The organism is Allokutzneria sp. NRRL B-24872 (assembly GCF_002155965.1).
In the GTDB taxonomy this organism is placed as follows: domain Bacteria; phylum Actinomycetota; class Actinomycetes; order Mycobacteriales; family Pseudonocardiaceae; genus Allokutzneria.
This window is the reverse complement of record NZ_MUMH01000385.1, coordinates 1-587: the sequence shown is the minus strand read 5'-3', so window position 1 is coordinate 587 and position 587 is coordinate 1. Positions and strand designations below refer to the sequence as shown.

General features: G+C 67.3%; 2 protein-coding genes. Both read right to left on the bottom strand.

Going from position 1 to position 587, the window contains the following annotated elements; genetic code table 11:
• The coding region (locus CCN37_RS42540; RefSeq protein WP_210408416.1) for a helix-hairpin-helix domain-containing protein at positions 1-160 on the bottom strand (160 nt) is incomplete at its 3' end.
• Between the two features lie 66 nt (positions 161-226).
• Positions 227-587: glycoside hydrolase family 75 protein (locus tag CCN37_RS38210; protein ID WP_246843592.1), on the bottom strand; the 361-nt coding region annotated here is incomplete at its 5' end.

Below are 587 nucleotides of genomic sequence, written 5' to 3'. Positions count from 1 at the left end.
CGCAGGGGTCGTGCCGCACGCCGTCGAGCTGTACGAACGGCTCTGCGAGCTCGACGGCGTCGCGCCCGGCCAGCTGCGCGGGCTCGGTGATGCCGAGGCGGGCGAAGTCGCGGACCATCGCGGGTCCGACGTTGGCGAGTTTCCGCAGTTCCTTGCTCATGCGCCCCAGCACAGCAGCCGGGGCCGATCCGCGTCTTGAACGGATCGGCCCCGGTTCGCGCGAGCGTCAGTTGTTGTTCACGAACGTGGTGGCGAGGCTCTCACCCTTGCTGGTCGCGGCCGAGTGGTTCTCGATCGGCGAAACGGTCGAGTTCTTGAAGCAGATGTACGTGACACCCGAGTCGGTGCCGCCGTTGGACGGGTCGGGGTTGATGCCGAGGTCCTTCGCCGTCGCGTACGAGGCTTCACCGATGATCTGCGACGGGCCGGTGTCGCCGATGACCGCGTACTCGACCTTGCCGTTGTAGATCACCGCGCAGGAGCCGCCGCCCTTCAGCTGCGACGAGCTGTACTTCCAGATGCTGCTCGAGCTCGGCACGACGATGTAGGGCAGCTTCGCGGCGTTGAGCGGCTTGCCGTCGGACTGG